Annotated in this window: 25 protein-coding genes and 1 tRNA gene; 12 read left to right on the forward strand and 14 right to left on the reverse strand. The window is 53.1% G+C overall.

All coding sequences use genetic code 11. The features are described 5' to 3' along the window. Positions 1–108: 108 nt before the first annotated feature. Positions 109–1299: a NupC/NupG family nucleoside CNT transporter gene (locus tag LH22_RS08305; RefSeq protein WP_038645602.1), complete on the reverse strand. Its 1191-nt coding sequence runs from the start codon at positions 1297–1299 to the stop codon at positions 109–111. 369 nt (positions 1300–1668) lie between these two features. On the opposite strand from LH22_RS08305, the gene LH22_RS08310 reads away from it, so the two are divergent. Continuing rightward, on the forward strand, positions 1669–2910 hold the full coding sequence (locus tag LH22_RS08310) for an Nramp family divalent metal transporter (protein WP_034825925.1): 1242 nt from the start codon (positions 1669–1671) through the stop codon (positions 2908–2910). Positions 2911–2970: 60 nt separating this feature from the next. On the opposite strand, the gene LH22_RS08315 is transcribed toward LH22_RS08310, so the two are convergent. Further along, positions 2971–3327, reverse strand: coding sequence for a DUF2502 domain-containing protein (locus LH22_RS08315; RefSeq protein ID WP_038645604.1), 357 nt, complete (start codon positions 3325–3327; stop codon positions 2971–2973). Between the two features lie 159 nt (positions 3328–3486). Further along, positions 3487–4479: an L-glyceraldehyde 3-phosphate reductase gene (gene mgrA / locus LH22_RS08320; RefSeq protein ID WP_038645606.1), complete on the reverse strand. Its 993-nt coding sequence runs from the start codon at positions 4477–4479 to the stop codon at positions 3487–3489. A 213-nt stretch (positions 4480–4692) separates the two neighbouring features. Here mgrA and LH22_RS08325 point away from each other — a divergent pair, with 213 nt between their 5' ends. Together LH22_RS08325 and glk are read left to right on the forward strand one after the other, a co-directional pair. Next, complete coding sequence (locus tag LH22_RS08325) at positions 4693–6348, forward strand: thiamine pyrophosphate-binding protein (protein ID WP_038645609.1); 1656 nt, start codon at positions 4693–4695, stop codon at positions 6346–6348. Positions 6349–6649: 301 nt separating this feature from the next. Further along, positions 6650–7615: a glucokinase gene (glk, locus tag LH22_RS08330; protein WP_038645611.1), complete on the forward strand. Its 966-nt coding sequence runs from the start codon at positions 6650–6652 to the stop codon at positions 7613–7615. A 33-nt stretch (positions 7616–7648) separates the two neighbouring features. Here the strand turns inward: glk and LH22_RS08335 are convergent, their stop codons facing one another. After that, complete coding sequence (locus LH22_RS08335) at positions 7649–8374, reverse strand: LytR/AlgR family response regulator transcription factor (protein ID WP_038645613.1); 726 nt, start codon at positions 8372–8374, stop codon at positions 7649–7651. Continuing rightward, positions 8371–10062, reverse strand: coding sequence for a sensor histidine kinase (locus LH22_RS08340; RefSeq protein ID WP_038649969.1), 1692 nt, complete (start codon positions 10060–10062; stop codon positions 8371–8373). The genes LH22_RS08335 and LH22_RS08340 overlap by 4 nt, the downstream gene beginning before the upstream one ends. Positions 10063–10635: 573 nt before the next feature. Between LH22_RS08340 and LH22_RS08350 the strand changes: the two genes are divergently transcribed. Then, a complete protein-coding gene (locus LH22_RS08350) occupies positions 10636–11160 on the forward strand; it encodes a GNAT family N-acetyltransferase (RefSeq protein WP_038645616.1) in 525 nt (174 codons plus the stop codon). A gap of 118 nt (positions 11161–11278) precedes the next feature. Further along, complete coding sequence (gene alaC, locus LH22_RS08355) at positions 11279–12514, forward strand: alanine transaminase (protein ID WP_038645618.1); 1236 nt, start codon at positions 11279–11281, stop codon at positions 12512–12514. 40 nt (positions 12515–12554) lie between these two features. Here alaC and ypdK read toward each other — a convergent pair whose 3' ends face one another. The 3 genes from ypdK to LH22_RS08365 form a co-directional block, all read right to left on the reverse strand. Further along, positions 12555–12629, reverse strand: coding sequence for a membrane protein YpdK (gene ypdK, locus LH22_RS20545; protein ID WP_100701370.1), 75 nt, complete (start codon positions 12627–12629; stop codon positions 12555–12557). Positions 12630–12831: 202 nt separating this feature from the next. Beyond that, positions 12832–13860 (reverse strand): HlyD family secretion protein, encoded by a 1029-nt coding sequence (locus tag LH22_RS08360; protein WP_038645620.1) that lies wholly within the window; start codon positions 13858–13860, stop codon positions 12832–12834. Between the two features lie 5 nt (positions 13861–13865). Continuing rightward, positions 13866–15467, reverse strand: coding sequence for an MFS transporter (locus LH22_RS08365; protein ID WP_038645623.1), 1602 nt, complete (start codon positions 15465–15467; stop codon positions 13866–13868). A gap of 150 nt (positions 15468–15617) precedes the next feature. Here LH22_RS08365 and LH22_RS08370 point away from each other — a divergent pair, with 150 nt between their 5' ends. From LH22_RS08370 to LH22_RS08380, 3 genes are read left to right on the forward strand one after another with little or no spacing between them, the layout of a single operon-like run. Next, complete coding sequence (locus LH22_RS08370; protein ID WP_034825209.1) at positions 15618–16403, forward strand: IclR family transcriptional regulator; 786 nt, start codon at positions 15618–15620, stop codon at positions 16401–16403. 7 nt (positions 16404–16410) lie between these two features. Next, positions 16411–16863 carry a universal stress protein gene (locus LH22_RS08375; RefSeq protein WP_038645626.1) on the forward strand — a complete coding sequence of 151 codons (453 nt, stop codon included), beginning with the start codon at positions 16411–16413 and terminating at the stop codon, positions 16861–16863. 9 nt (positions 16864–16872) lie between these two features. Further along, positions 16873–17676 (forward strand): hypothetical protein, encoded by an 804-nt coding sequence (locus LH22_RS08380; RefSeq protein ID WP_038645628.1) that lies wholly within the window; start codon positions 16873–16875, stop codon positions 17674–17676. A gap of 2 nt (positions 17677–17678) precedes the next feature. Here LH22_RS08380 and LH22_RS20695 read toward each other — a convergent pair whose 3' ends face one another. Beyond that, positions 17679–17900: a hypothetical protein gene (locus LH22_RS20695; protein ID WP_038645630.1), complete on the reverse strand. Its 222-nt coding sequence runs from the start codon at positions 17898–17900 to the stop codon at positions 17679–17681. Between the two features lie 32 nt (positions 17901–17932). Here LH22_RS20695 and LH22_RS08390 point away from each other — a divergent pair, with 32 nt between their 5' ends. Then, positions 17933–18214, forward strand: coding sequence for a lipoprotein (locus LH22_RS08390; RefSeq protein ID WP_038645632.1), 282 nt, complete (start codon positions 17933–17935; stop codon positions 18212–18214). 67 nt (positions 18215–18281) lie between these two features. Here LH22_RS08390 and LH22_RS20700 read toward each other — a convergent pair whose 3' ends face one another. Continuing rightward, positions 18282–18431 (reverse strand): hypothetical protein, encoded by a 150-nt coding sequence (locus LH22_RS20700; RefSeq protein WP_166934934.1) that lies wholly within the window; start codon positions 18429–18431, stop codon positions 18282–18284. A 284-nt stretch (positions 18432–18715) separates the two neighbouring features. Next, positions 18716–19933 carry an L-lactate MFS transporter gene (locus LH22_RS08395; RefSeq protein ID WP_038645634.1) on the reverse strand — a complete coding sequence of 406 codons (1218 nt, stop codon included), beginning with the start codon at positions 19931–19933 and terminating at the stop codon, positions 18716–18718. A 265-nt stretch (positions 19934–20198) separates the two neighbouring features. Here LH22_RS08395 and LH22_RS08400 point away from each other — a divergent pair, with 265 nt between their 5' ends. After that, the gene (locus tag LH22_RS08400) at positions 20199–20438 is read left to right on the forward strand and encodes a hypothetical protein (protein WP_038645636.1); all 240 of its coding nucleotides are present in this window, start codon (positions 20199–20201) and stop codon (positions 20436–20438) included. A 37-nt stretch (positions 20439–20475) separates the two neighbouring features. Here the strand turns inward: LH22_RS08400 and LH22_RS08405 are convergent, their stop codons facing one another. Then, a complete protein-coding gene (locus LH22_RS08405; RefSeq protein WP_038645638.1) occupies positions 20476–21375 on the reverse strand; it encodes a DMT family transporter in 900 nt (299 codons plus the stop codon). Positions 21376–21556: 181 nt separating this feature from the next. Here LH22_RS08405 and LH22_RS08410 point away from each other — a divergent pair, with 181 nt between their 5' ends. Both LH22_RS08410 and LH22_RS08415 read left to right on the forward strand, forming a co-directional pair. Further along, the gene (locus LH22_RS08410) at positions 21557–22432 is read left to right on the forward strand and encodes an AraC family transcriptional regulator (RefSeq protein WP_038645639.1); all 876 of its coding nucleotides are present in this window, start codon (positions 21557–21559) and stop codon (positions 22430–22432) included. 168 nt (positions 22433–22600) lie between these two features. Then, entirely contained in the window at positions 22601–22876 is a 276-nt protein-coding gene (locus tag LH22_RS08415; RefSeq protein ID WP_234472865.1) for a hypothetical protein, read from the forward strand. A gap of 20 nt (positions 22877–22896) precedes the next feature. Here LH22_RS08415 and LH22_RS08420 read toward each other — a convergent pair. Both LH22_RS08420 and LH22_RS08425 read right to left on the reverse strand, forming a co-directional pair. Beyond that, positions 22897–22971, reverse strand: a tRNA-Arg gene (locus tag LH22_RS08420). 86 nt (positions 22972–23057) lie between these two features. Next, complete coding sequence (locus LH22_RS08425) at positions 23058–23978, reverse strand: formate/nitrite transporter family protein (protein ID WP_038645641.1); 921 nt, start codon at positions 23976–23978, stop codon at positions 23058–23060. Positions 23979–24025: the final 47 nt, after the last annotated feature.

The following is a 24025-nucleotide window of genomic DNA, read 5'->3' on the forward strand; positions in this document are numbered from 1 at the left end:
CGTTTAGCGGGGAAGTGGCGATTGGCGGGGATAAGCGGGAATCGAAGTGAGATAGAACAGAAAGGCATAATTAAGAAGAGAAGGGCGAGCCGCAGCTCGCCCTAAACATCAGAAGGCCAGAACCAGACCGGCGATAGCGGCAGAAAGCACGCTCACCAGGGTTGAACCGTACAGCAATTTCAGGCCGAAGCGTGAAACCACGTTACCCTGTTCTTCGTTCAAACCTTTAATCGCACCTGCCACAATCCCAATAGAAGAGAAGTTAGCGAAGGACACAAGGAACACTGACAGAATGCCTTCCGCATGCGGTGACAGCTGACCGGCGATTTTCTGCAGATCCATCATCGCCACGAATTCGTTAGAAACCAGCTTGGTCGCCATGATACTGCCCACCTGCAGCGCTTCGCTGGACGGCACGCCCATCACCCACGCGAACGGGTAGAACACATAACCCAGCACACCCTGGAAGCTGATGCCGAAGATCAGGTCAAACAGCGCGTTCAGGCCAGAAATCAGGGCGATAAAACCAATCAGCATGGCGGCAACGATGATCGCCACTTTGAAACCGGCGAGGATGTATTCACCCAGCATTTCGAAGAAGCTCTGACCCTTGTGCAGATCCTGCAACTGCAGATCTTCTTCGCTATCAACGCGATAAGGGTTGATCAGTGACAACACGATAAAGGTACTGAACATGTTCAGTACCAGTGCAGCAACTACATACTTCGGTTGCAGCATAGTCATGTAGGCGCCCACGATGGACATGGAAACCGTCGACATCGCCGTTGCAGCCATGGTGTACATGCGACGCTGCGACATTTTGCCGAGGATATCTTTATACGCGATAAAGTTTTCTGACTGTCCCAAAATCAGTGAGCTTACGGCGTTAAAGGATTCCAGTTTGCCCATACCGTTCACTTTTGACAGCACGGTACCGATGCCGCGGATCACCCATGGCAGGATACGGAAATGCTGCAAAATACCGATCAGCGCCGAGATAAATACGATCGGGCACAGAACATTAAGGAAGAAGAACGCCAGGCCTTTGTCGTTCATGTTGCCAAACACGAAGTTGGTACCTTCGGCGGCATACTTGAGCAGATGATCAAACAGACCTGCAAACCCTTTGACGAAGCCGAGGCCCGCCTCAGAGTTAAGGAAGAACCACGCCAGCAGAACTTCGATCACCAGAAGCTGAACGATGTAACGAATGCGGATGCTTTTACGATCGTGACTGACCAATAAGGCCAGTGCGGCTACCACCACTAATGCCAATAGAAAGTGCAAAATATGGGACATGTCGGCTCCAAATTTGAGGAGGGTTGTATTTTGTTGCGTATTCTATGTAACGCGTTACTTAAAAACGAGATCAAAACCACATTATAAGTATTCGGTATCGACAAATTTCTAAGAATAGTCTCACCGCTCACAACGTCTTCACAAAGCCTTCACAAGAAATATCCACAAAAACATTGTCTATAAAATAACCCGGGAGTAGAGTGATTCCTGTTGCAAACATTTTGGCAAGAACTGGCTTTACCGCAAGGTATAGCAATGGCTATACTTCATAGCATCATCTATTAATACGATAACTATAATCAAATTTCACTTGCCTTGAGCGCCCGCTAAGCTGCACGGGTCAACAAGCGTTAGGACAGGGTCCACACTATGTCAGAAAGTCGCACCGCTGAGCGCGCCGCTCGCGGAGCCAGAAAGATCAAGCTCGCGCTGCTGGGCCCCGCCTTCATCGCGGCGATTGGTTATATCGATCCCGGTAACTTTGCCACCAACATTCAGGCAGGTGCGGCCTACGGCTACAAACTGCTGTGGGTGGTGGTCTGGGCCAATGTGATGGCGATGCTGATTCAGCTGATGTCGGCCAAACTCGGTATAGCCACCGGTAAAAATCTTGCAGAACATATCCGCGATCGTTTTCCGCGCCCGGCGGTGTGGTTCTACTGGGTGCAGGCGGAAATCATCGCCATGGCCACTGACCTTGCTGAATTTATCGGTGCGGCGCTGGGCTTTAAATTATTACTGGGGATTTCGCTACTGCAAGGCGCAGTGCTCACGGGGGTCGCCACCTACCTGATTTTGATGCTGCAAAGCCGGGGGCAGAAGCCGCTGGAATTGGTGATTGGCGGCCTGCTGTTGTTTGTCGCCGCTGCCTATATTGTTGAGCTGTTTTTCTCGCAGCCGAAAGTGAGTGAACTGGTCACCGGTATGGCGCTGCCTTCGCTGCCAACCTCTGACGCGGTGTTCCTCGCTGCCGGTGTGCTGGGTGCCACCATCATGCCGCACGTGATTTACCTGCACTCGGCACTGACGCAACACGGTAACATTGGCAGCAAAGCGGATCGCTACTCATCAACCAAACTGGATGTGGCAATTGCCATGACCATTGCCGGCTTTGTGAATCTGGCGATGATGGCGACTGCGGCGGCGGCTTTTCACTTCAGTGGCCACACCAGCATCGTTGACCTCGATCAGGCTTATTTAACGCTGCAACCTTTATTGGGCCGCGCAGCAGCCATTGTATTTGGATTAAGTCTGGTGGCGGCAGGCTTGTCTTCTACTGTGGTGGGAACGCTGGCGGGGCAAGTCGTGATGCAGGGCTTTATTCGCTTCCACATTCCGCTGTGGCTGCGCCGCACTATCACCATGCTGCCTTCCTTTATCGTGATCTGGGCCGGATGGGATCCTACACGCATTCTGGTGATGAGCCAGGTACTGTTGAGTTTCGGTATCGCACTGGCGTTGATCCCGCTGTTGGCCTTTACCGGCAACCGTGAGTTGATGGGCGATGAGATGGTCAATTCACGCCTGATGCAGAACGCCGGACGCCTGATAGTGGTGCTGGTAGTGGCATTGAATCTCTATCTGTTGGTGGGCGAGGCGCTCGGCTGGTAACTCTTTGCCTGGTCAACACGAAGAAAAGAAAATCCCGGCTTTTAAGCCGGGATTTTTATATTAATGATGGTGGTGATCGTGATGGTCGCGGCGATCATCATGACGATGGTCATGGCGCCAATGCTCACGGCGTTCCCGTTCATGCCAGCGGCGTTCGCGCTCACGTTCGTAAGCCTCATGGCGACGCCACTCTTCATGACGCCACCAGCGGTGATCGTTGTAGCGATAACGGTCATTCCACCAACGCGGCTCGCGCCAGCGGCCGCCATCCCAATAGTAACCTCGACGGTCGCGATCGCCGAGATGCAGCGTGACACCCGGAGCCAGCGTCAGGGTGGCACTGTTGGCTTCTGCTGTGTGCATTGCCAGGGGTGAAAGTGTTGCCAGCAAGGCGGCAAACAAAATTGCACGTTTCATAACTTCTCCTTTTCAGTGGCTTATCACTGCCACCGTTGCGCTAGTGTGCCACATCGGTCCAGTGTTGCCTTGAGAGTGAGTCTGAAAACGTTGCGGGAAATCTGAATTGAGAATTTTCTGCTGCGGAAAATACCCGGCATGAGCCGGGTAGGTAAGCGTTTACACTAATATGTTATGAATCGCTTCGATCTCTTCAGTTGTCAGCATGGGCTGGCTTAGCATCTCAACGGCATCATCAATTTGCGTAGTTTTACTCGCACCAATCAGCACCGAAGTCACACGCGCATCACGTAGCACCCAGCTCAGCGCCATTTGCGCCAGCTTCTGCCCACGCTGTTGCGCGATGGCCTGTAGCTTACGCACTTTTTCCATCTTCTCTTGCGTCAACTGGCTCTCATTGAGGAATTGACTGCCGCTGGCGGCACGCGAATCCTCCGGGATGCCTTGCAGATAGCGATCGGTCAACACGCCGCCGGCCAGCGGAGAGAAAGCGATGCAGCCGACGCCATTATCACCTAGCACATCCAGTAAACCTTGCTCTTCCGGTGCACGTTCGAACATGGAATATTTCGGCTGATGAATCAGGCAAGGGGTGCCCAGATCGCGCAGAATGGCGATCGCTTCGGCTGCTTTATCTGCCGGATAATTGGAAATGGCGGCATACAGCGCTTTACCCTGACGCACCACCTGATCCAGCGCACGCATGGTCTCTTCCAGCGGCGTCTCCGGGTCAGGGCGATGGTGGTAGAAGATATCGACATACTCCAGCCCCATGCGCTTGAGGCTCTGATCCAGACTGGAAATCAGATACTTGCGTGAGCCCCAGTCGCCGTAAGGGCCGTCCCACATGGTGTAACCGGCTTTGGTGGAAATCACCAACTCATCGCGCAATCCGGCAAAATCCTCACGCAAAATGCGACCAAAATTGGATTCGGCGGAACCCGGCGGGGGTCCGTAGTTATTGGCGAGGTCGAAGTGCGTGATGCCGCGATCAAAGGCGTGGCGCAGTAATTCACGGCTGTTATCAACGCGCGTGCTGTCGCCAAAGTTGTGCCATAAACCGAGCGAAATGGCCGGCAATTTCAGGCCGGTACGGCCACTACGACGATATTGCATCTGTTGATAACGTTCGGGGTGAGGAAATACAGACATGCAGCGTTCCTGTCTCAATTAGGGAGAAAGTGACATCAGCATAGCAGTGTATGCGTTTACACTAAGCCGAAACGCGCCGAAGATCGCAACTTACAGAATTTTCTGTCGTCGTAACGATTGCTTGCCACAAATCACCATGCGCTGATGGTGAAAATCTCGCCAATTCAGCCACATCGCTGATACTTCGATCATCCCCTTAAGAAGGAGCTGTCGATGAAAACCCTCAACGTTGGCGACTATTTACTGCACCGTTTACAGCAAGCTGGTATCCGTCATCTGTTCGGTGTGCCGGGTGATTACAATCTGCAATTTCTCGACAGCGTTATCGCGCACCCCGAGATTGCCTGGGTCGGCTGCGCCAATGAACTCAATGCCGCATACGCGGCGGATGGCTACGGTCGTTGCAACGGCGCTGCTGCATTGCTCACCACTTTTGGTGTGGGTGAACTGAGTGCGATCAATGGGATTGCGGGCAGCTATGCCGAATATGTCCCGGTTATTCATATTGTTGGCGCGCCAGCCAGTCGTGCGCAACAGCAAGGTGACTGTGTACATCATTCACTGGGTGATGGCGACTTCCATCATTTCCTGCGCATGGCACAAGAGGTCAGTACCGCCAGCGCGGTGCTAACTGCGGAGAATGCAGCTGAAGAAATTGACCGCGTGATAGCGGAAGCGCTTGACCAACACCGGCCCGGCTATCTGCTGCTGGCGGTGGATGTTGCGGCGACGGAGATTACGGTGCCTGATGCCCAGCCCGTTGCGCATGTCCATCAGGAAACCGTAGTTGCGACAGCTTTTGCTGCTGCCGCTGAACGCTTACTGGCTCCTGCACAGCGCGTGGCGTTACTGGCCGATTTCCTTGCTTCACGTTGGCAATTGCAATCACAGCTATTTTCACTCCGCCAACTGCGCGCCATTCCCGCCGCCACATTACTGATGGGCAAAGGCGTGCTTGATGAGCAACAGGCAGGCTATGTTGGCACTTATGCGGCCGAGGGCAGCAGCGATCAGGTGCGCCGTGCTATCGAGGAGACGGACGTGACGTTCTGCGTGGGCGTGCGTTTCACCGATACCTTGACCGCCGGTTTCACTCAGCAATTACCTGCAGAGCGCGTTATCGACCTGCAACCGTTTCACGCTACGGTGGGTGGCGAACGCTTTGCGCCGCTTAGCATGGCGCAAGCCCTCGCCGCATTATTGCCCGTTTATCAACGCCACTGCGCAGATTGGGCGTTGGCTGACACCGCATCTTGCGAAGAAATTGAGCAAAACGATGATGCGGTAATCAGTCAGCGCGCATTCTGGCAGGCGATGCAGCGCTTCCTGCAGCCGGATGATATTATCCTGGCCGATCAGGGCACGGCCGCCTTCGGTGCGGCCGCGCTGCGTTTGCCGCCAGGCGCGCAATTGCTGGTGCAACCGCTATGGGGATCGATTGGCTATACTCTACCGGCGACCTTTGGTGCACAAACGGCACATCCTGACCGGCGCGTCATTTTGATTATCGGTGACGGTTCAGCGCAGCTGACGATCCAGGAACTGGGTTCCATGCAGCGTGATGGGCAACAGCCAATTATTTTCCTGATCAATAATGAAGGCTACACGGTTGAGCGGGCGATTCATGGCGCTGAACAGCGCTATAACGACATCGCGCAGTGGAACTGGACTGCGTTGCCACATGCGATGAGCGTCCAGTGTGCCGCACAAAGCTGGCGCGTGAGCGAAACGGTGCAGTTAACGGCGGTGATGGAGCAATTGATGCATCATCGTCGCCTGACGCTGGTGGAAGTGGTGATGGAAAAACAAGATCTGCCGCCGCTATTGCGTAAAGTCACGGCGGCTCTGCACCAGCGCAACAGCGGCTAGCCGCTAACCGGCTTAAGCTTTGTCACTTTAGACCAGGCGGCGCCTGAAATCCTCACGTACTCCCGGTACGCTCCGGTTTCTCCGCACCGTCCGATTCCCGTGAGGCTACGACGATAACGCCAGGCGTGATAAGTCCGCAGTTTCGGAAAGTTGCCTCTATACAGTGAAGCCGCTGATTGTCAGGCTGTGGCACGCACCAGAAGTGTTTACGCCCATCGTGCTGGTGGGCGTTATTGTTTTATTGGCAGGCTCTTATATAGTGTCCTGCAATTGTTTATGACCCAAGCGGAGCAGCAGAAGAATGACAAAATACGCCCTGGTCGGCGATGTGGGCGGTACCAACGCCCGTCTCGCCCTGTGTGAGGTGGAAACCGGTGCCATCTCCCAGGCCAAAACATTCTCAACATCAGACTACGACAATCTCGAAGCAGTGATTCGTGCTTATCTCGACGAACAAAAGCTGGACATTAAGCATGCCTGTATCGCGATTGCCTGTCCTATCACCGGTGATTGGGTGGAGATGACCAATCACGATTGGGCATTCTCAACGCGTGAGATGAAAGAGCATCTGGCATTCGACAGCCTGGAAATCATCAATGATTTCACCGCCGTGTCGATGGCTATTCCGATGCTGGCCGAAAATGAAGTGATTCAGTTTGGCGGTAAAGGGCCGGTTGAAGGCAAACCGATTGCGATTTACGGTGCAGGCACCGGATTGGGCGTGAGTCATCTGGTGCACGTAGATAAGCGCTGGATTAGCCTGCCGGGTGAGGGTGGGCACGTTGACTTCGCCCCGAACAGCGAAGAAGAGGGCGAGATTCTTGAAGTGCTGCGCGCGGAGCTGGGTCATGTGTCGGCAGAGCGCGTGTTGTCAGGCTCCGGTCTGGTGAATCTCTATCGCGCCATCGTCAAATCTGACAGCCGTGAGCCTGAAAACCTCAAGCCGAAAGATGTCACCGAGCGTGCATTGAAAGATAGCTGCATCGATTGTCGTCGCGCGCTGTCACTGTTTTGCGTGATCATGGGGCGTTTCGGCGGCAACCTGGCGCTCAATCTTGGTACCTTCGGTGGCGTGTACATCGCAGGGGGAATTGTGCCGCGCTTCCTCGACTTCTTCAAAGCTTCCGGCTTCCGTGCCGCGTTTGAAGATAAAGGCCGCTTCCGTGATTATCTGGTCGATATCCCGGTGTATATGATCACGCACGATCAGCCAGGCCTGCTGGGCGCGGGCGCACATCTGCGCCAGACACTGGGTCGCGTGCTGTAATCTGTTCAGGCGAGCAGCGTCCTGCTGCTCGCTTTACAACCTCATCAACTGGCGAAACGCCTTCACCTTGCTGCGACTCACCGGCACTTGCGCATCCAAATCGCGTAACTTCACCAGATAGGTATTGTTAAACCACGGCTCGATCTCACGAATTTTGCTGAGGTTGACGCAGTACGATCGATGACAGCGGAAAAAGAGCGGTTCTGGCAGGCGACTGCAGAATTCACTGATCGCCATCGACATCACATACGCTTCGCGGCGGGTATAAACAAACGTCAGTTTTTCGTGCGCTTCAACATAATAGATATCGTTGATATCTGTCACGATAATGCGCTCATCTTTCACCAGGTTAACGGTTTGCGGCGCACTTTGCTGAGTGGACGGCTGTGCGAGTTGCTGCTGTGCGCTGGCCTCCAGCTTGTTCAGCATGGTGATAATACGCGACTCATGATAGGGCTTGAGGATGTAGTCAAACGCATCCAGTTCAAAAGCATCCACCGCATGCTCTTTCCATGCGGTGATAAAAACTATCAACGGCTTATGCGCAAATTGGTTTATGTTTTGTGCCAGTAGCATGCCATCCAGCGAAGGGATATTGATGTCGAGGAAAATGACATCGACGCGATGGTTTTGCAGATACTTCAGCACCTCCAGCCCATCATCAAAACAGGCTTCGATAGTGATCTGACTATGCTGCTGGATCATCCAGCTCAACTCTTGCTGAGCAAGAAACTCGTCTTCAACGATAATGGCTTTCACGAGCTGGGTTCCGTGATATGGCTAAACGGTGCAGCCATGCGCTGACCGTTTTTGCTCAGAGTGAAGGCGATTTCCGTGCCCAGATGATGACGAGTGATGCTCAGACCCTGGCCGGAAAGCAGCTTCACCCGATGATGCACATTAAGCAGGCCGATTTTGTTACCCGGCATCTCATCGCGTGCCACCCGGCCAATCACCTCTTCACTGATACCTGCGCCCGTATCACGCACCGCAACACGAACACTCTCCCCGAGGTCTTTCACACTCAACGTCACCACACCTTTGCCACGGCAGGGCTGAATCCCGTGCACAATGGCATTTTCCACCAAAGGCTGAATCAGCAAACTTGGCAGCGTGAAGTGCAGATCTTCATCAATGTCATAAATCATCGAGAGCTTATCGCCAAAGCGCGCCTGTTCAATGGCAATGTAATCCTTCACCTGCCACAGCTCTTTTTTAATGTCGATCAGCTCGTCATCGTTAAGCTCAAGGTTGTAGCGCAAATAGCGCGACAGATTAATCACCAACTGGCGTGCCGTATCCGGATTGAGACGAATGGAAGAGGAGATGGCATTCAGCGCGTTAAACAGGAAGTGCGGGTTAATTTTGCTCTGCAACGCGCGCAACTCGGCTTTATTCGCCATCTCACGTAACTGCTCAGCACGTGATACCTCCAGCTGGGTAGAGATAATTTGCGACAAACCTATAGCCATCTCTTTCAGCGATCCGGTAATGCGATGCGCACGACGATAATAGATTTTTAGTGTGCCCGTTACTTCCCCTTTTTCCCAAAGGGGAATAACCAGCATCGAGTGAATATCTTTGGTGCGATGGGCTTCATCATTATTCTTAATGATGATTTTGCCGCTCGCGATTGACTGCGCGGTAGTCGGGCTGATGCCATCATCCCCATTTTGATAGTTATGTTCACCGTAACCGACATAGGCGAGAATTTGTTGGGTATTGGTGATGGCCACGGCATCGGCGTGAATATCGCTACGAATAATCGCGCATACCTGGCGAAGTGACTGGCTATTCACCTGACGAAACAGCGGCAGAGTTTTATTGGCTATCTCCAGTGCCAGCTTGGCCTGGCGCGCGGCAATCGCCTCTTTTTCCCCTTCCACGCTCTGCACTAACAGCACAATCAAGCCAATGCTCGATGCGCCGAGAATCATCGGTAAAGCGATCTCAGAAACAATGGAAAAGCCCAGTGCCATCGGCCGAGCCCATAACACAATCAGAACCATGGTGAGGGTTTCGCACAGCATGCCGCCAAGAATACCGGCGCGCCAGTGCTGCTCTTTGCTCACGCGGCGATTAATGACGCCAGAAGCGACACCGGCAATGATACTGGTAATCAGGCAAGGCACGGCCGTGACACCATCCATATCGATCAGATAACGATGTATGCCCGCGATCACCCCTGTCGCGATGCCAACCCAGGGGCCAAACAGAATACCGCCGGACATCACCGCTATCACACGCACGTTCAGCAGCGAACCATCTACGTTAATGCCGGACCAGGTGCTAAACAGCGCAAATAGCGAGAAAATCGCTGTCACCACCACCTTTTCTTGGATCGAATGCTCATCTTTTTGCAGCAGCTGACGGAATACCCGCGTGCGGGTAAGGAAGAACAGACAAATCAGCATCAGCGCAGCGCGGTCAAATACCGCCAGCAGCATGTCAAAGTGGGAAGGCAAGGGCATCTCTCGGAGTGAACCTGGGTGAGGTTATGATAAAAAATGTGATCAAGATCTGCCAGCGCCGCGACACCTGCAAAACGCTTCTCATGGTTTAGATCAATTTTCTGCCAATTTCTCCAGCATCCTCCGCGCGGTTTTAAACAGCAACGTCTTCAGCTCATGCCCAAAACAAACCAACCCGAATATCAAAGCACTTCAAATAGCCTGCCAGTTTCTCCAGCATCCTCCGCGCGTTTTTGAAACAGCAACGCATTCAGCTCAAGGCCAGAGCGGGCCAGCCCGAAGAGCAAAGCGTCTGGGCCATGGATGGCCCAGCCGATCTGCACGGATGCGTTTTGTCTTTGCGATCGGGCTGGTCCGTTCTGGCCCTGGCTCCCAACCAACAGCAACTTTAAATCCAGCTCCCAGCTCCCAACTCCCTCAATCTCCTTAAATTCCCAAAAAGAGGAAAACTTGAGTAACAAAAAGAGGATTAGTTATCCCTGCGCGGAACGCTGGTTGTCAATGACTCGGTTTGCTATGTTGCCATGAGTTATTTCGCGGAGCGCAGCAATGCAACTTCTTACCCCTCGCTTGTCCCTGACACGCTTACAACCCGAAGACTGGCAAATATTCAAAGCGGTACATGAAGATCCCGGCACCATGACCTGGGTCAGTGAAATCCCTGACGAAAACGACATTCGTCAGCGCTTCACTGAACGCCTCGCACCCTGGCAAGTCACCAGCTTCCACATGCTGTGCCTGGTGGCGCGCTTGCGCGAAACCAATGAACCCATTGGCCTGTTCGGATGCAGTGCCGAATGGCAGCCTTATCGGCAGGCCGAGGTCGGCTACATGCTCTGCCATCGGTTCACTGGAAACGGCTACGGCAGTGAAGCGCTCAAGGCACTATGCGACTTCTTGCTACAGGCAGAATTTCATAAACTCAAAGCTCTGGTCATAGAGGGGAATTGGCCGTCCCGGCGCATTCTGGAAAAGAATGGTTTCACGTTAGAGGGCACGCTGCGGGATAATTATCTGCTAAACGACCAATGGGTAAACGATTGGGTGCTGGGGCGCCTGAATCCACAAAATTAAAAAAATATTCTGTTGCTCTCGACAATTCTGTTATCAGCGCGTTATGTTCTTTCTTCGGTCACCGCAGTGACCAGCGTCGCTCGGACGGTCCGGGCGCCTACGTAAATCAGAGGACATCATGGCTGATAACAGCACACCCCGTCGTTTCTCGCGTATTGAACGCCTTCCCCCGTATGTATTTAACATCACCGCTGAATTGAAGATGGCTGCGCGTCGGCGTGGCGAAGACATCATCGATTTCTCGATGGGGAACCCGGATGGCCCTACACCGCCACACATCGTGGAAAAACTCTGTCAGGTAGCGCAACGCGAAGACACGCACGGTTACTCCACCTCGAAAGGCATTCCTCGCCTGCGTCGCGCCATCTCGCGTTGGTACGCAGATCGCTATCAGGTGGAGATCGATCCCGAATCAGAAGCGATTGTCACCATCGGTTCCAAAGAAGGGCTGGCACACCTGATGCTGGCGACGCTCGATCATGGCGACACCGTACTGGTGCCAAATCCGAGCTATCCGATTCATATCTACGGCGCGGTGATCGCCGGTGCGCAAGTGCGTTCCGTACCGCTGGTGGCAGGCGTTGACTTCTTCAACGAGCTCGAACGCGCCATCCGTGAAAGTTACCCGAAACCGAAGATGATGATCCTCGGCTTCCCATCCAATCCCACTTCACAGTGTGTTGAACTCGACTTTTTCGAACGGGTGATCGCGCTGGCGAAACAGTACAACGTGCTGGTGATCCACGACCTCGCTTACGCCGACATCACCTATGATGGCTGGAAAGCGCCGTCGATTATGCAGGTGCCGGGCGCGCGCGACGTAGCGGTGGAATTCTTTACCCTGTCAAAAAGCTACAACATGGCAGGCTGGCGTATCGGCTTTATGGTGGGTAACAAAGAGCTCGTGTCTGCACTGGCGCGCATCAAAAGTTACCACGATTATGGCACCTTCACCCCACTGCAGGTTGCGGCGATTGCCGCACTGGAAGGCGATCAGCAATGCGTGCGTGATATCGCTGAACAGTACAAACGCCGTCGTGACGTGCTGGTGAAAGGCCTGCATGAGGCGGGCTGGATGGTCGATCTGCCAAAAGCATCGATGTACGTCTGGGCGAAAATCCCCGATCACTACGCGCATCTCGGTTCGCTGGAGTTCGCTAAACTGCTGTTGCAGGAAGCCAAAGTGTGCGTCTCACCTGGCATCGGCTTTGGTGACTACGGTGACACCCATGTGCGATTTGCCCTGATTGAAAACAGCGATCGTATTCGTCAGGCGGTACGTGGCATCAAAGCGATGTTCCGCGCGGATGGTATATTGCCGGGAACGGTAAAAGCGCTGGAAGAAGAAGAGTAAAACTAAGAAGGGCGACTTTGGTCGCCCCGCCTGGCAGGATTTATTTGAGCATCAGCACGAAGGTGCCTACCCAGATTAACAGGAAGAAAGAAACTCCCATCAAAGCGTATCTCACAAAATGACTCCTCTGAGCGGTTACCATGCTGGTGATCCCACTCCAGCGTAACCCGAACAGAATAAGAGAAAGGTGAAGTTCATAACCGCTGCACGCTTTCTTCTCAGGTGGTTCCAAGTGAACTCAGAACAGGATCGAGCGATAATTTACGCGCAATCGATCCGAAAATAAATAGGCCATTTCTGAGAGATTGCTCACATTTTCATCGCGCTTCAATTTCCGGTATCGCGGACATGCCCACACGCAGTTGTGCCAGATCGGGTTGGTTGGCATCCAGCACAATTTTCACCGGTAAACGCTGCACGACCTTGGTGTAATTACCGGTAGCATTGTCCGGTGAAATGGCGGAGAAGGTCGCGCCTGTCGCCGGTGCAATGCTGTCGACATGACCGGTAAAGGTCTTGCCAGGCAATGCATCGACTCTCACTACCGCTTTCTGCCCAGGCTGGACATCTGCCAGCTGAGTTTCAAGATAGTTGGCGGTGATATAGGTTTGCTGTAAGGGCACCACAGCCAGCAAACGGGTTCCGGCGCTGACGTAAGCGCCCAATCGCACCGAACGCTGACCCACCATACCCTCTACCGGCGCCACAATCCGCGTGTAAGAAAGATTTAATTTCGCCTGATCCACGCTGGCCTGCGCCGCCGTCACATCGGCTTCTGCCTGACGCACGGCCGCTTGCAACACGCCAACCTGTTTCATTGCGGCTGCCAGCGCCGCTTCACTCTGGCGCACCGCAGCGAATGCTGAACGCTGAGTTGAACTGGCTTTCTGCTGCTCATCAGCAGCAATAGTGCCGCTTTTATACAGCTGGTTATAACGCGCCGCACTCTGTCCGGCATATTGCGCTGACGCCTGGCTCGCCGCTAAGGTCGCTTTGGCTTCATCAATCGTTGATTGCTGCTGCTCCAGTTGAGCCTGGCTACTCAGGCGCTTGGCATCGCTGACCTGCAAATTCGCCTGCGCCGTTTCCAGCGCCACGCGGTAATCGCGATCGTCCAGTGTGGCCAGCAGTTCGCCTGCTTTCACTCGCTGGTTATCCTGCACATTCACACTGGCGATATAACCGGACACTTTGGGTGCCACCAGAGTGTAATCCGCATTGACGTAAGCATCATCCGTGCGGTGATCATTCCCGGTCATTGATGACCAGACAAAAAAAGCCATGGCCAGCAACACGATTAATAGGGCACTCAACAGTACTGTTCTTTTCAAAGCAAAAGCTTGCATATCAGTTATCTCGACGTCGTCGTAACAGGTTGAATCAGGGTTTGTGGCGGCCAGACACGTTTTGGCAACCAGGCAGTAAGCAGTAAAAGCAGGGCGGCGAAACCAATCAGCATTTGGTAGCAGTCACTCAGGCTCAGCACCATTGCCTGATGCTTCAACAGGGTCGCGAAACCGCTAAGGTTCTCTGCGCTACTGGCGCTGCCATCAGGTAATAAAGGAAAACTGCTGCTGGATTGGGCGCTGCTGGGCGCGGTCATCAGCCAGGGGCGACTGGCGGCATTGCTCACCAACACGCTGGAGTGAAACTGTTCCCGGTGACTGATAAACCACCCCACCAGGGTGCTGGCGGCAATGCTGGAGAAACCGCGCACTGTATTGAACATCGCGGAGGCAAAAGGGCCTTCAGGTGGCGCAACCACGCTGGTCGCACTCATCAATACCGGCAAAATCACCATCGGTTGACCGAAGGCCTGCAAAATCTGGATTAGCCAGAAATTTTGCCGCGCCCAGTCGCTGGTGATATGCATGCCCATCAGGCAGGAGATCACCAGCAGCGCCACGCCAGCGGTCAGCATCCAGCGGCAATCAATCCAGCGGATATTCAGCAGTGCCGCCACCAGCGGGGCGATCAGTAATTGCGGCAAGCCGATGGTTAATGCCAGCGGCGCGAACTGCAGCGTGCGGAATCCCTCCACCTGGCCAAGATAAGCTGAAGGCAGCGCCGATCCGGAAAGTGACAAAATCAAGACACCTGCCAGCGCCAGCAATCCGTGCGTGAGATTGTGACGACGCAGCATCTGGAGTTTGAACAGTGGCAGCGGGTGAAACCATTCATTAATAAAGAACACAGTTAGCAATGCCAGCGCGCTCAATAATAGCGCCGCAAACAGCGGTGAACTGAGCCAGTCGAGACGTTCGCCCTGCGTCAGCGCCAGAATCAGCAGTGCCATGCCTGAGCAGCCAGTGAGCATGCCGAAAAGATCGATCTGTTTGAAACGCTCGAAGCGCAGCGGGTCTTGCGGTAAGCCCCAACCAATCAGCAGCATGGCGATCAGCATGCTGGGGATTATCTGCCAAAACACAAACATCCAGCTCACCTCATCGGTCCAGAAAGCGGCGAGCGTGGCGGCGAGATTGGGACCAAAGGTGGCGGTCAGCGCGTAGGCACCAAGGCCATAAAGCTTGATCGGCGGCGGCAGAAATCGCAGTGCCACGGTCATGAGTAACGGTGGCAATGCACCGCCAAATAACCCCTGCATCACGCGCAGCGCAATAAAGAGTGTGGCGTTCGGCGTTAAAGGCAGCAGTAAACCGCACAGCATGAAGCCAGCGGAAACAGCCAGAGCAAAACGACGCAGGGAAAAGGTCACGGCAAACCACGGTGCGATCATCATCGCGGCCACTTCTGCGGCCTGATAAGCGGAGATGATCCAACTGCCTTGATCGTAGCTAATGCCGATAGCGGCACGGATATCCGCCAGCGCAATATCCGTCACGCGGTCATTTAATCCGGAGGTGAGCGCAGCAATCAGCACGCCAACCAACCCCAGCGCCAGGCGCAGGGTAAACGGATGGGGAGCCGGAGCCGCAACAGGCTGGGCGTTCATAACAGGTGTCTCTTTTTATTATTGATGCAGTGTATTGCGATGTGATACATGTCGCATCTTACATCTCGGTATGATGTATTGCAATGTGATACAGGGTGTAAAAGTGCGGTCATTCGCGCTAAAGTAGGGCAGGCCAAAAAGGAACGCACAATGGTTGAACTTCCCTCAAGCCGTGAGGATGAAAAAGCGGGTGGCATTCAGGTCATCGCGCGTGCGGCAAAAATTCTGAATGCGCTGGGTGAACATCCGGGTGGCATGAGTCTGGGCGAAATTGCGCAGGTGGTCGATCTGCCGCGTTCAACGGTGCAGCGTATTATCGCCGCGCTCGACAGTGCGCAACTGGTGCGCAGCAGCGGGGCGGGCGGGCTGCGTCTGGGACCGGCTCTGCTCAAACTGATTTCCAGCGTGCACAGTGATGTGGTCGAAATCGTCCGGCCGTTTCTGGAACAACTCTCAGCCGATATTAACGAGACCGTCTCGCTGGCGCGCGCCAGTGGCACGCAGTTGGCGATTGTTCACTATGTGGTGGCATCCCGGGAATTGCGCGTGGTGCCACGCATCGGATTGAATCTCCCGCTCTATAGCACTTCAGGCGGTCGCGCACTGCTGGCACTGGAAAGTGATGAAGATGTGCGAGTGATGGTCGGCGAAGCCTATAAAGAGTTGACCGAAATGACGGTGAAAACCCTGCCGCAACTGCTGGAGCTGATTGCTGAAGTGCGAAACAGCGGTCTTGCCATCGATCGTGGCGAAACGCTGGAAGGCATTTCCACCATGGCGGTGGCGATCGACACGCTGTTTGGTCGCTTCTCCATTTCGCTGCTGGTGCCGACGGCGCGTTTTCATAAACAGGAAGCACGCTATCGTGATGAAATCATGAAATGCAAAGAGGCGCTGATTCGCGAAATTGGCAAAATGACCGCTGTGGAAGGATAACCAACTGATGAAAACCTTGCTGATGGCCATCGATAACTCACCGGTGGCAGAAAAAGTCATCGCGTTAACTATTGAACAGGCGCTGGCACAACAGGCTCAGGTCACGGTGTTGTGCTGTGTCGATCCCACTTATTCCTCCTGCAATCAACCGATCGAAATCGATGCGGGCGAAGATCCGGATGATTTCGTCGCGGCAAAAGATGAACAAAACACCGCTGAAATGGTGGTGCGACACGCCCTGGCACCGCTACTGCGTGCCGGTGTGGCTGCCAAAGGTTTGATTCTGGCCGGTGAAGCAGCGGAAACCATTGTGGCACAATCCAATGCATTGAAGGCCAGCATGATCATCATCGGTCGCCGTCATCTCTCTCCTTTCAATCGCTTACTTAAAGGTTCGGTGAGTGCGGCTGTGATTGAGCGCGCCAACTGCCCGGTTCTGATTGACGTTCGCAAGGATTAATCACGCTCCATGTTTTCCCTCTTACCTATCACGCTGGCGGCGTTTGCGCTGCTGGCGGTGATTATCATCGTTCTGATTCGCACCACCGCACTGCGCTTATGGCAGGGGCTCGTGCTGTTTTTACTGCCACTCGTATTGGCGAATATGCTGTGGTTCAGCTGGTTGCATCCACGGCAGGAGCGACAGGCGCTGGAAACCGAGGTGGCAAACCAATTAAGCCTCGCGCCAGGCTATCGTCAGTTAAAAACACAGGAGCCAGCGCTGTGGCAAATGCTTAATCGTGAGTTGCTGCACAAGCGTATGGAAGGGGTGCCTGCGGATCAGGCACTGGGCGAGTTGCGTGGATGGTTAATGGATCTGGTAAATCAGCGTATGGCGCGTGCAGACGACGAAACGCTGCTCAATTATTTGCGCGTGTCAGTGCAGGAGATGCAGGCACTGCAGCAACCGGAGCCACAACGCTGCTTCCGCTTCCTTTACCCGCAGGTAAATGGCGGCATCAATCTGCAACAAGCGCTGTCACCGACGTTATACCAGCGTGATGCACAGGCGTTAGATTTGCTCCTGCAAAACAGCACCGGCGAAGAGCGTCCGATTGATCAGCAGGGCGCACAACGTGATTTGCAAAGCGTCGTGGAGAAACTTTACGGCAAGTGGGGTGATAAACTTCAGCAACTCAACATGCCTGCTGATACTGCCGTCGATCGCAGCGCCATGTGTGCCATGTCGATTGATCTTTACAGCGGTATTCTCGCATTGCCTGCCAAACAGTCCGCCAACCTTTTGCGTAAAATGGTAAGCCTTACCGGTTAGGTTTACGCGTAAAAAAAAGCCCGCTCAGCGCGGGCATAATGGTCACTTTCCGTTTGTTTTTCTCGTGTCACCTGGTGTGGTGCAGACTTCGTGCTGTCTGAAAGCATCATGGCATCGGTTAAGTGATATGAAAAACCGTTTGGTTTTATTGATTTGATTGGTAAAAACTTTTTCAAAATGACTATTTCGCGCCAGTTTCCTATAGATGCGTGCGGCATAGGCATTTAGACTGCTTCGCCTGGAAGAGGACACCCTAATGAAAAAAATGCTGATTAGCGCACTCGCGCTTTTTATGCTGGCCGGTTGTAGTGTCAGCAAACCCGGTGGATTTGAACGTGTTGATGAAGATAAAAGCTCAAATACCGTGCAATATCGTTATGACCCGCAAACGTTGAATAAAGATGCGATGGAAGTCGATCTGGCGAATTATTGCAACCAACGTGGATTTGATAAAGTGGAATCGCTGCCGGCACAGGACAGCCATCTGCCCGGATTAAAGAAAGCCTGGTATCAATGTAATTACGCGGTAAAAAGCTAAAAGAAAGGGCGGGATAAATTCCCGCCCTTTTTGTTTTTTTATTATGTGCTGTGTGTGCTTTGCCCAATTACCAATGGCGACCATGATAACCATGGTCATGATGCCAGCCGCCACCGTGCCCCCAGCCCGGTCCGCGACCATATCCGTCATGAACGATACAACCACTCAACATCGTCATAATGGCAACAACCGAAGCAGCTTTAATAAGTGTTTTCATGGAGAGTCCTCCTCTTTTCCAATGAGGCCAGATTACCGGGGAAAAGTGGAGTGAAGATGCAGTAAATGTAGAGTTATTTCTGGATCTATTACCAGATATGTCAATTTAAAGCTAAAAACGTCAAGGCGGGAAATAAACCAATCAGATAAAACCGAATGCCTGATGATAAGAACGCGAATAGTCTGAAATGCAATCCTAAATAACAGCCGTTCTCAACTTCAAAAACATTATGCAGCAAAGAAGGAGAAAATAGATGCCGCAAAGTGATGCGGCATCTGTGGGAATTAATTATGCAGCAAAGGTTCACTGACGTTTTGACGATTTGGCAGACGGATGCTGAGCGACAACACCAGTGAAATCACCAGCAGTGTCATGATCAAGCTGAAGGTCACGGTAAAACCACCAAACACGGAAGCCACCAGTGAACCCATCACGCTGCCGATACCGAATCCCAGGTAAATCAGCCCGTAATTTTTCGTCAGATTATTAAGACCGAAGAAATCGCTGACCAGAGAAGGGAACACGGTGATGGTGCCACCAAAGCTAAAGGCAACGCAGGCCAGTGACAGGAAGAAGGTGGTTTCGTTCATCCGGGTAAACAACAAAATACTCATGCCCACCAGAGAAACGATCTGTGCCAGTGAAATGACGCGAATACGTGCCATTTTATCGGAGAGTACGCCGAGAATAAGGCGGCCACTCAGGTTAGCAATCGCGATGACAGTCACGGCATTGGCGGCGGTTTGCGTGGTCAGATGGACCATGCCTTCGCCGATGTCTTTCGCTACGCCAATGACATACAGTCCGCTCATGCAGGCAGTGAGGAACATCAGTGCCAGCATCCAGTACTGTGGCAAGCGCACGGATTGCGCCAGCGTGTAATCTTTTTCCTGCAATTTCTCGTTACCGCTGCTTTGCTGGATCGGGGCATCACGCATCATCAGCGCACCCACAATGATCATACTCATCGCCAGCACACCCCAAATCATAAAGGTGTTCTCCAGGCCGTAAGTGCTGAGCAACGCGCCACAGATAAATTTGAAACCCAGGCTACCTAAGCCATAAGCGCCAATTGAGCAGGCGGAAATTAACCCTTTACGCTCCGGGAACCACTTCACGCAGTTTGACAGCGTCATCAGGTATCCTGCGCCATCCGCTAAACCGACCAGGATGCCGGCGCTGAGATACAGCATCATCAGGTTATCGGCATGAGCGGTCAGCCAGAAGCCAATCGCCATCAATATACCGGCGCCGATGGTGACGTTACGCACACCAAAGCGCTCCTGTAATTTCCCCGCCAGTGACGATGCAATCGCGAGCCCCAGGCTTAACAAACCGAATGAAAAAGCGACCTGACTAATGGGAGCATCGAGTTTATGTGCCAACTGGCCGTTAAACAGGCTCCACGTATAGACCGAGCCCAGAGCAAACTGCGTGATAATAGTGCCGATAAGGGTAAGCATGCGGGTGCGCTGCAACTGCGCGGATATTTCTGTTTTCATTTTTATCTCTCCCCTCAGGGAATGCGGAATCTGCAGCGATAATAGGCAGCTTACGCGCGCGCGTGGCGAAGCAGGGCATCAAGAGACAGGACGAGGGAATGAAATGCAGTAATACGGGTATGAATGGCATTGGGCCATTGGGATGTCAATTTAAGCGTGGCGGTTGCTGTGGGTAAACATGTGTAACCAGGTGTGATAAGCGCGCCAGTTTTGCTGCAAGATGACAGATTTTTGCCAGGATTAAAATTCACTAACAGGAGGAAATATGACAGACCGAGCATATGAATCCGCGTCAAGCGAGGATGAAGTTTGCTGCATCATCGGTCAGGCGGTGATCGAGTTAAGCGATGAGCATCAGCCTGTGAATAAATCCACGCTGTCGCTGAAATTACTGGCTATGGCCGATCGCGACAGAGATGATGAACGCGTTCTGCTTTACTGGATTGCCAGAAAAGCCATCAGTAAACCTCACCAGCTCAATATCGGCGTTCAGGGCTGGCGCTAGAGGACCAAAGAGCGGGCGCAATGCCCGCTCTCGCTATTTACGCCAGGCGTAATTTGCCTGCCGTGGGCCAGCGCACAAACATCACCATATTCCCCATCAGAATCATCGCCAGACCCACGATGGCATTGCTGTGCCATTGATATCCCTCATAAATGGTCGACAACGTTAGTGCCACCAACGGGAAAAGCAGTGTGCAATAGGCGGCCTGGCTGGCTCCGATACGACCGACGAGCGTGAAATAAGCGCCAAATCCCAGCACCGAACCAAAAATGGCCAGATAACTCATCGAACCAAGCCACTGCAGATTCAGCGCAGGCGCTAATGAATCGCCATTCAGTAGTGCGATGATTGCCATAACGATTGCACCATATAACATGGCATAGCTGTTGGTGGTCAGCACATCACGTTGACGGCGCTGATGGCGAGTTGAAATCATGTTACCCAAAGAGAATCCAAGCGTGCCCAAAGCACTTAGCCCAACGCCCCATAGCAGTTGCGGAGCCGGGTGCGCTGCCTGAATGTCATTCCAGAACAAGGCAACAATTCCCCCCAAGCCGAGCACGGCCGCGGGTAACAGGCGAAACGGTGGGCGCTGACGGAAAAAGATCCAACTATTAAGCGCGTTATATAACACTGCCATGGAGAAGATGACCGATTCCAGGCCACTGCTGATCCACGCTGCCGCATGATAGAAACAAACGAAGTTGAAGCCAAATACGCAACAGCCTTGCAGTAAGCAGAAAAGGTGATCCTGCTTATCCAGTGGGCGCAGGCGTTTAATCAGCTTTAGGATCACTAACATCAATACCGATGCCAGTAAGAAGCGCCAGAATACCGCCACCAGGACTGGCGTGTTGGCCGCCTCTTGTTGTAGAAAAATGGCGATCCAGGTGGTGCCCCAAATCAATACAACCGCAAGGTACAAGATGATGTTCATCGTAAACTCTCCAGCAAAATCATTGCCCGAAGTGTGACGAAAACAATCACCACTCGCTTGCACGCCGTTGCGCGTGAATTGCAAAATCTTGCGCTTTTTACACGGATGTCCCGCGTTGGCCTGTTTTCTGGCCGGGGAGATCCGTAAACTGTGCGTTATTGACCTGTGAGTGGACCTCCCGATGCCCGATTATCAGACCTTTGACATGCTGCAGCGCCATAAAGCGCAACTGCGCGATAGCGTGCAGCTGTCGGGTGGCATCAAGTTGGCGGCCTGGTTTAATAGCGGCGATCGCGTCACCAACCTGAGCGACCACCACACGCTGAGCCTGTATACCGCTGATGGCTATGATACCTGGCACAAAACCCAGCATGGTTGGCGCAATGGCGGTGGTCCGGATCGCTTCTGCCTGATGCCGAGCGGGGTTGAATCGACCTGGGATCTGCGTGCCGATTTGTCGTTCGTGCACCTTTACTGTACGGATGAGCACTTGCGGCATCTCGGTGAGCAGATCTGGGATCGCAGCCCCGCGCAACTCAACCTGCATGAAAAGATCTTTGCCGATGACGATCGCATCACGCAGCTTTATCGCCATTTCCTGCTGAGCGTTGACTGGCAGCAACCCGCTAATCAATTGATGTTGAGCAGTGCCTCGACGTTGTTGATGACGCATCTTTTGCAGCGCTACAGTGAAGTGCAGTGGCAGGCGCCACAGGTGCGTGGCGGATTAGCGCCCGCGGTATTGCGACGTGTATTGGCGTTTATCGATGCGCAGCTGGATCAGCCTTTGACGCTGGCACAGCTGGCGGCAGAAGCGGCCTTGAGTGAATACCACTTTGCACGCATGTTCCGCAGCAGCGTGGGTGAAGCGCCACATCAGTTCGTGATGCGTCGTCGTATGGATACCGCACTGCAACTGCTAAAGTTCAGCGCTCTGCCGATAACTGAGATCGCGCTGCGCTGCGGTTTTCACTCCTCCAGTCACTTCAGTAACCGTTTCCGCCAACTGCATGGCGTAACGCCCTCCGCATGGCGCCAAAACCCGCATCAGCTTTGATTTCACTGTAATTGCCTGAAACAGCCAGTTTCTACCTTCGAGAAACGTCGCAAATTCATTCACTCACGCGTAATTGTGGTGATTTTTTCTTCGCCTTAGATACAATGCCATCCATTAACATATTGTTTTTGATGTGATAATTACATGTTTAGCTTATGCGGAGTGGTAATGATGGAAATGCGCGTTTCAAAGCTTGAAGCCGATGTATTTGAAATGAAGGCAGATATTAAAACGTTGAAAACCGATATGGAAACGGTGAAAACCGACCTGGCGGTGATCAAGTCTAACTACGTAACGAAAGCCGATTTACATCAGGAAATCGGCAAAACGCATGTAGAGATCGCCAAAATTCACAAAGAGATGACAAAACAAACCAAATGGATCCTGGGTGGAATAATGAGCGCCGCTGGGCTCAGCTTGGGCATAGCTCGCTGGCTGTTTTGAGGAGGGAGGGAGGTCTGAACTGGTGTCCCCTGCAGGAATCGAACCTGCAACTAGCCCTTAGGAGGGGCTCGTTATATCCATTTAACTAAGGAGACGCGGCGCGCAGTATAGCGTACCGACCAGCAGAATTTAACCGTGTTAATCCTGTTTGCTCAATCTATCAACAATGTCGTGCCACAGATCACTGTTGTTTCTTCTGCGCTTTCTCTTTGCGCTTCTGTTCCGCCTTCGCTTTGGCCTTCGCCGCCTCACTCATATCGTTGCGAATTTGCGCATGGCTGATCAGTGCAAAAATCAACGTACCGCCGGTGATATTTCCCAGCAGGGTAGGCAGCGCAAACGGCCAGATGAATTCCTGCCAGGGCAGCGTGCCGGCAAACACCAGATACAGCACTTCAACGGAACCCACCACAATATGGGCCAGATCTCCCAGCGCGACCAGCCATGTCATCATCACAATCACCACGATTTTGGCCGCGCCCGCGTAAGGGAACATCCAAACCATGGTGGCGATAATCCAACCTGAAATCACGGCATTGGCAAACATTTCGCTGGGGGAGTTGTCCATCACCTTTTCGCTAATCACGGTGAAGGCCTGACGCGTCGCCTCGTCAAAAATCGGCATATGATTAAACGCCAATGCGCCGAGCGCCGTACCGATCAAATTTCCCGCCAGCACCACGCCCCACAGGCGCAATAACAGCATGAAATTACCGCCAGTGGGTTTGTGCATCACCGGTAATACCGCAGTAACCGTGTTCTCAGTGAACAGTTGCTGACGGGCCATTATCACGATGACAAAGCCGAAGGTATAACCCAGATTCTCCAGCAGGAAACCACCGGGTACATCAGCCAAATGCACATGGAAAATCCCTTTTGCCATCAGCGAAGCGCTCATGGATAGCCCCGCAGCCACGGCAGACCACAGCAACGCCATACCATCGCGCTCTAACTCTTTCTCGCCGTCCTGGCGAATCTCTTCATGGATTGCCGCAGCCCGCGAGGGCAGGGCATCTTCATCCACTTCTATCTCTTTACCCTGGTCCTTTTCGTCGCTCTCGACATCGTTGTCATGTTCTGAAATGGATGGTGATTGCTTCATGTTTTCCCCTGGTGATAATGCCAACGCGTAATAAGCGTAGACGGTTT

The organism is Pantoea rwandensis (genome assembly GCF_000759475.1).
In the GTDB taxonomy this organism is placed as follows: domain Bacteria; phylum Pseudomonadota; class Gammaproteobacteria; order Enterobacterales; family Enterobacteriaceae; genus Pantoea; species Pantoea rwandensis_B.

Excerpts from the sequence above, each read along its gene's own strand:
- LH22_RS08365 (WP_038645623.1), bottom strand. The coding sequence starts at position 15,467 with ATGAACGCCCAGCCTGTTGCGGCTCCGGCTCCCCATCCGTTTACCCTG.
- LH22_RS08415 (WP_234472865.1), top strand. The coding sequence starts at position 22,601 with ATGATGGAAATGCGCGTTTCAAAGCTTGAAGCCGATGTATTTGAAATG.
- LH22_RS08340 (WP_038649969.1), bottom strand. The coding sequence starts at position 10,062 with ATGCTGCTGGCGGTATTTGACCGCGCTGCGCTGATGCTGATTTGTCTG.
- LH22_RS08425 (WP_038645641.1), bottom strand. The coding sequence starts at position 23,978 with ATGAAGCAATCACCATCCATTTCAGAACATGACAACGATGTCGAGAGC.
- LH22_RS08400 (WP_038645636.1), top strand. The coding sequence starts at position 20,199 with ATGACAGACCGAGCATATGAATCCGCGTCAAGCGAGGATGAAGTTTGC.
- LH22_RS20700 (WP_166934934.1), bottom strand. The coding sequence starts at position 18,431 with ATGAAAACACTTATTAAAGCTGCTTCGGTTGTTGCCATTATGACGATG.
- glk (WP_038645611.1), top strand. The coding sequence starts at position 6,650 with ATGACAAAATACGCCCTGGTCGGCGATGTGGGCGGTACCAACGCCCGT.
- LH22_RS08395 (WP_038645634.1), bottom strand. The coding sequence starts at position 19,933 with ATGAAAACAGAAATATCCGCGCAGTTGCAGCGCACCCGCATGCTTACC.
- LH22_RS08410 (WP_038645639.1), top strand. The coding sequence starts at position 21,557 with ATGCCCGATTATCAGACCTTTGACATGCTGCAGCGCCATAAAGCGCAA.
- LH22_RS08305 (WP_038645602.1), bottom strand. The coding sequence starts at position 1,299 with ATGTCCCATATTTTGCACTTTCTATTGGCATTAGTGGTGGTAGCCGCA.
- LH22_RS08350 (WP_038645616.1), top strand. The coding sequence starts at position 10,636 with ATGCAACTTCTTACCCCTCGCTTGTCCCTGACACGCTTACAACCCGAA.
- LH22_RS08315 (WP_038645604.1), bottom strand. The coding sequence starts at position 3,327 with ATGAAACGTGCAATTTTGTTTGCCGCCTTGCTGGCAACACTTTCACCC.
- LH22_RS08380 (WP_038645628.1), top strand. The coding sequence starts at position 16,873 with ATGTTTTCCCTCTTACCTATCACGCTGGCGGCGTTTGCGCTGCTGGCG.
- LH22_RS08390 (WP_038645632.1), top strand. The coding sequence starts at position 17,933 with ATGAAAAAAATGCTGATTAGCGCACTCGCGCTTTTTATGCTGGCCGGT.
- LH22_RS08405 (WP_038645638.1), bottom strand. The coding sequence starts at position 21,375 with ATGAACATCATCTTGTACCTTGCGGTTGTATTGATTTGGGGCACCACC.
- LH22_RS08325 (WP_038645609.1), top strand. The coding sequence starts at position 4,693 with ATGAAAACCCTCAACGTTGGCGACTATTTACTGCACCGTTTACAGCAA.
- LH22_RS08375 (WP_038645626.1), top strand. The coding sequence starts at position 16,411 with ATGAAAACCTTGCTGATGGCCATCGATAACTCACCGGTGGCAGAAAAA.
- LH22_RS08360 (WP_038645620.1), bottom strand. The coding sequence starts at position 13,860 with ATGCAAGCTTTTGCTTTGAAAAGAACAGTACTGTTGAGTGCCCTATTA.
- LH22_RS08370 (WP_034825209.1), top strand. The coding sequence starts at position 15,618 with ATGGTTGAACTTCCCTCAAGCCGTGAGGATGAAAAAGCGGGTGGCATT.
- LH22_RS08310 (WP_034825925.1), top strand. The coding sequence starts at position 1,669 with ATGTCAGAAAGTCGCACCGCTGAGCGCGCCGCTCGCGGAGCCAGAAAG.
- LH22_RS20695 (WP_038645630.1), bottom strand. The coding sequence starts at position 17,900 with ATGCCTATGCCGCACGCATCTATAGGAAACTGGCGCGAAATAGTCATT.
- mgrA (WP_038645606.1), bottom strand. The coding sequence starts at position 4,479 with ATGTCTGTATTTCCTCACCCCGAACGTTATCAACAGATGCAATATCGT.
- alaC (WP_038645618.1), top strand. The coding sequence starts at position 11,279 with ATGGCTGATAACAGCACACCCCGTCGTTTCTCGCGTATTGAACGCCTT.